Source organism: Motilimonas sp. 1_MG-2023, from assembly GCF_030547455.1.
Taxonomy (GTDB): Bacteria; Pseudomonadota; Gammaproteobacteria; order Enterobacterales; family CBDFNC01; genus Motilimonas.
In genome coordinates this window covers 1-5,139 of record NZ_JAUOPX010000083.1, presented here as the reverse complement: position 1 = coordinate 5,139, position 5,139 = coordinate 1, and the positions used below count along the sequence as shown (strand labels likewise).

The 5,139-nt window shown below is 43.5% G+C and carries 6 protein-coding genes and 1 pseudogene; 6 read left to right on the top strand and 1 reads right to left on the bottom strand.

Annotated elements, in window-relative coordinates:
* From Q4519_RS21325 to Q4519_RS21300, 6 genes and pseudogenes are all read left to right on the top strand, one after another.
* On the top strand, positions 1-899 hold an 899-nt coding region (locus Q4519_RS21325), incomplete at its 5' end, for a hypothetical protein (protein WP_303515898.1).
* 392 nt (positions 900-1,291) lie between these two features.
* Positions 1,292-2,224: a tetratricopeptide repeat protein gene (locus Q4519_RS21320; protein WP_303515896.1), complete on the top strand. Its 933-nt coding sequence runs from the start codon at positions 1,292-1,294 to the stop codon at positions 2,222-2,224.
* 8 nt (positions 2,225-2,232) lie between these two features.
* Positions 2,233-2,439: a hypothetical protein gene (locus tag Q4519_RS21315; RefSeq protein WP_303515894.1), complete on the top strand. Its 207-nt coding sequence runs from the start codon at positions 2,233-2,235 to the stop codon at positions 2,437-2,439.
* Positions 2,440-2,666: 227 nt separating this feature from the next.
* Positions 2,667-3,668, top strand: a complete 1,002-nt coding sequence (locus Q4519_RS21310) for a hypothetical protein (RefSeq protein WP_303515892.1) — start codon at positions 2,667-2,669, stop codon at positions 3,666-3,668.
* Entirely contained in the window at positions 3,668-3,952 is a 285-nt protein-coding gene (locus tag Q4519_RS21305) for a hypothetical protein (RefSeq protein ID WP_303515891.1), read from the top strand. Before Q4519_RS21310 ends, Q4519_RS21305 begins: the two co-directional genes overlap by 1 nt.
* A gap of 82 nt (positions 3,953-4,034) precedes the next feature.
* Positions 4,035-4,181, top strand: a pseudogene (locus Q4519_RS21300) (IS110 family transposase); the annotation flags it as partial.
* Between the two features lie 91 nt (positions 4,182-4,272).
* Here the strand turns inward: Q4519_RS21300 and Q4519_RS21295 are convergent.
* Complete coding sequence (locus Q4519_RS21295; protein ID WP_303515888.1) at positions 4,273-4,557, bottom strand: PAAR domain-containing protein; 285 nt, start codon at positions 4,555-4,557, stop codon at positions 4,273-4,275.
* Positions 4,558-5,139 lie beyond the last annotated feature (582 nt).

The window sequence follows — 5,139 nt, the reverse complement described above, 5'->3', positions numbered from 1 at the left end:
TTGGTCAAGCTGCCTTTGCATCGGTGCAAAAAGGGCTAGCTTGGACACAACAGGGAGAATGGTGGGAAGCTGAGCCGTTATTTTTAGCAGAAGCAGAGAAAGGCAATCCAGAGGCTATGTTTTGGTTAGCAAAAACACAAATGCGCATGGGTGGAGAAAGGATATTCACGCTTGGACGATGGATGGAAGAGTCTGCAAAGCTAGGTAACCCTTGGGCAATGATTGAATTGGTTGACAGCGCTAGCACCTATTGTGGCTTTTACATGCTCCCCTGCGACGACAAATGGTTTGATAAAGCCATTGAAAAATGGCAACAGCTTGCTGCCAACGGCGACGGTAAAGCCATGTTCATGCTCGCAAAACACAAAGACACTTGGCGTAAATACGTGCCCTACCTAGCTCACCGCACCCGCGTTGCACAATATGAACTGGCCCTTGAGATGGGAGCAAACAGAGCGGCCATCGCGTTATACAACGAGCTGTCCCGACACCAAGATATCAAAGACCCTGCGATTAGAGAGCAAGCACTAGGTTATTTAACCACTGCCGCAAAGCGAGGTTATGCGCCCGCGATGATTACTTTTTATAATTTTCACGAAAGTCTCGGTATGGACAAGGTTAAACCCTATCTTGAGCAAGCTTTGATGCTGGGCTACGCGGAAGGCGCATTTTTTTTATTTACTACGCATGAAGACAAAGAGAAGAAGACACCGTCAGATTGGGAGCAGATCTATAAATACACAATGCTAGCAAAGAAGCTCGACCCTTCTGGTTACGGCTATATTGATTTTTACGGAGAACTTCCAACTGAAACCATAGCGCAACTAGATCAAGAAGTTGCGGAGTTCTTAACCAAAGTAAAACCCAACCGTTTTTACGATGAGACCAATTTATATTAAGGCCACAGCTTGAATCATATCGCCCATGCTAATTACCTTTCTAGGTTGCCGTTAGCCAACTCAAACCTTTGTACCTTGGACCATAGGTAAAGCAATATGAAGCCATTATTAAAGCACCTTATATACTTATCCATCCTAGCTTTCACCATCACCTTGTTCTGGTTAGCCAAATACTGGCTGCTGTCAATATCACAAAAACATAAAATACCAACTTATTTTTATTGATAGTTATATCTTTATTGCGTACTGTGCCAGCTAATCTGTTGAATCTATTTATGAATCACTTTCACGCAAGCTTTGCACCATTGTTCGATCTTAGGCGATCACATAAGCCAACCGATAAAAGGCGCAGTGGATAATACGCAGCACAGACAAAAAGGAATGTCGTATAAATGTACTCCCCCTTACATATGGGACGAACCTTATACCAGCGCATTCTATTTGCCCTTGCCCTTCTATCATTCCTAATTACAGCGCCTACCATGGCTTTTGAATTTGAATGTAAATTAGAAAAAGACAGCTTGCCCCCTGTCAGCGCCGAGGCAGATGCGCTTTTTTTACAAGCGCGCAAACTGGAAAAGCAGCGATATCACGACAAAGAGCAAGTCACCGCCTTGTATGAACAAGCCGCTAAGTTAGACCATTGGAAGGCCCTGCATAATCTAGCCCGTCGCTACCGCCTTGGCCTAGGCACTTATCGCAGCGCCGCTAAAACCCTTGAAACTACTCAGCGTTTAATTGAACTGGGTGCGCCCATCGGTTATTACGATTTAGCCGTGATACTTGAACGTGGCTATGGCGTTAAATACGACATTGAAGGCGCTTGGCTTTACCTGCATAAAGCCGCCAAACTCGGTGAGCCTAACGCCCTAATTCGACTAGGTAATCATTACGGTTATAACTTGCCGCGCGAGCAACAGCAAAATGATAAGGCCGCGGCTTACTTTAAATGCGCCGCTCAACAACAATCTACCGAGGCTTATTTTGAATATGCCGATTGGTTAAGCGTGGGAGAAGATCGCTACCCTGAGTCAATGCATTATTATCAACTGGCTGTTGGTAATGGTATGGCGAAGGCCGCCGTTATGCTCGATGCAGTTTTCTCTCTCGGCTACTATCAATATGAAATTGATGAAGCACAAGCACTCATTTACCAAGATTTATCAACCAAGATCCGAGCCAATCCTGAACTTCGCATTTCCGATATCACCACCCGCTATCCTTTACCCCCGCATCCGGTGCATGACTATGGCAGCTTGCCCGACCCAAGAGTTAAACCGACTTCTATTTCGGATAAATCAGACTCAGATACAGCTGAGGAGTAATCTAAGACATGGGCAGCAAGGCACTTATTCCATTGACCATCATATTGTTAGGACTAAGTCTGGCCTTGCCTGCTTCGGCTTTTGAATTTGAATGTAAGTTAGAAAAAGACAGCTTGCCCCCTGTCACTGACGAGGCAGATGCGCTTTTTTTACAAGCGCGTAAACTAGAAAAGCAGCGTTATCACGATAAAGAGCAAGTTACCGCCTTGGCCTAGGCACTTATCGCAGTGCCGCTAAAACCCTGGAAACCACCCAACGCCTAATTGAACTCGGCGCCCCCATCGGTTATTACGATTTAGCCGTAGCCATAGATGAAGTATTAGAATTTCAAGAAAATACGATTAATAAGCCATTGTTATTTTCCCTTTAATTTAACACTGACTAAGCTTCTGCCCAATACGCTCGCTTAATCACACAACCTTTTATAGACACATTTGAAAGCATGAACATCCAAAAAGTATTTTTACTATTTATTCTCTCAACGACCTATGCTGTAGCAGATGAAATATCAGCTAGTTTAACTATCGATGGGCAATCAGCATCTATCTCGGCATCATCGCAATTGTCAGGCCCAGCCAATGAACCACTGCGCTATAGTTTGCACAAACTATTTGATAAAGACGCTAAAACCGCATGGGTTGAAGGTGTAGATGGGATTACAGGTGAACATTATTTAAACATAAAGTTTAAACAACCAGTTTCAATTCGCGCGATTGCCTTGCTACCAGGTTTTACCAAATCAGCATCATTATTTGCAGCCAATGCAGTCCCCGAACAAGTATCCCTAACTTTAGGTGATGAATCTAACCAATCTAAATTTCGCTACATTACCCAATCGCTGGTCGAAAAAGATCAGGGTGAAGGTTGCACACACACAGATCAAACTAGCAACCTCCAGTACAAACTATTTTTACCAACAACACCAAAAATAGTTGATCAAGTAAAGCTGGTATTTTCTTCTGCTTTGGCTGGCACGAAATATGAAGATATGGCAATCAGTGAACTCATTTTCATTGGCGATAGCTTTGCGACAACCAAGCAATTTACCCCCTTGGTTAATAGCTTACTCGCGATAAAAGATTCCTCGCTTATGCAGCAAAAAATACCTAGCTATCAAATAACTTATGATCAAAACACCGGCTGGGGGCTTACGCAGACAAGCCTAAGCCAAGATCAAACCTCATATATGATTGAAGACTACTTAACGAACGCCACTCTTTTTCAAAATCATTTTCTCAACACTTGGTTAGACATAGACGCAAGCAACGATAGCACCACAATCATTGGCTCAATGGTCACAAGCATGGGCGATGGGGAATGGATTGAAGTTTCTCCGGCTCTCAAGGTGAAAGACAACACGGCTAACTTTGCATGGCGTTATCACATCGACGGCGCGCCGGGTTGCCACCATGCCATGCCAACTAACAGTGTGGAGATAAACTAATGTCTCTTGATATTTCAGCCTACAGTGTTGAGCAAAAGTATGAATTTTTAAGTGCATTGGTTGGCAACGCACAAAATCATTTCAATAATACCAACAATGACAAATATGCTTTCAAAACCGCAGAAGGTGAAATAAACCTTATCGCACTGAGAGGCTTTAAAGACGGTAAGCCATGTAAAAGCAGTAACCAAAGCTTTGATGACAACCAATTCGACTTACTCCAATTAAGTAGAGATAGCTATCGGCTTAAAAATAAACATCGTTCAGGGGAAATACCTGAGTAAATGGGATGGATCATTTTTGGTTGTACGAAAATAAACAAAAAGTGGATCTGTTTTCGGTGATCGTTGTCAATTTGTCCGCCATTCAAACCCTGCTTTCAAAGCAACGTATCAACGTCTCGTTGCGACTGGAAAGCCTAAGAAGGTAGCCATCACCGCTTACGTTTGGAAGAGGGTTATTACGCTCAATTCGATGCTTAGAGACGGTGTTACGTGGGAAATGCCAAAGGTTAAAATAGCTATTGACGCCATAGTCTCTTGCATGTGCTCCCCAGCTTCAAACACCAAGTGCACTAGCCCATTTATTATACTTTCCCTGAGTATCACCTATCACTACTAGTCGTGCCCTGGCCAACCTTTACAATATTCGACATAGGCGGACAGCCACAGGCAACATAATCCCCCTCAAGGGCAACCGGCCCTGCGGGTAAAATGGTGTTACGAGGACCAACCGCAACAATCGGGCCAATGCCCTTTTTACACGCTTTACAACTGGCCATATGCCCAACGGATGCAACTTCACTTCCCTCTACACACAAGCCAGCGTTGCCTTGCAATACCTTGCCTCCTGTTGTGGTGGGCGCTCCTTTATGAATGACATTAGCCATGTTATCACTCCTTTCTCTATATTAACTTTACACTAGCGCTAAACGCTGTTGCTGTGATTGTAACTAATAAATAAGCATGAATATTCTTTAAGCGATCGGTGACGTTTCTTATTCGATATCTGCCGCAAGAAAACACCAGTTTAGCCACCAACAGCCCTTGGGGATGATTTTACAGCGTTGCGTATAACTAAAAGTTACCTTACTCGCTCGATTGTTGATATTTTGTACACTCAAGCACTTGCTCTACCTACTCCCTCCTGAACTCCGACACAAGGAACAACTCAATCAGGGTATGTGAATACGCCAAATCATCACAAAAACATAAAGCACTCTAACGCATTTTAATTGACAAGAAAATCTATAAAAAATACCATTGCGCATAACACACTGAATTTAAATGAAACAAATTTAACCCCTAGCGCGAATCAATCATCAAGGAAAGGCGTGATATCAAGTTTTCCTTAGGCTCATACACGGTAAGTAACACAAGGCAAGCATCATGGCTGACAAAACTGGACTGCAATTTACCTTTACTGCACAAACCCTCGATCCCGAAACATTTGAGATCACTGAGTTTTCCGG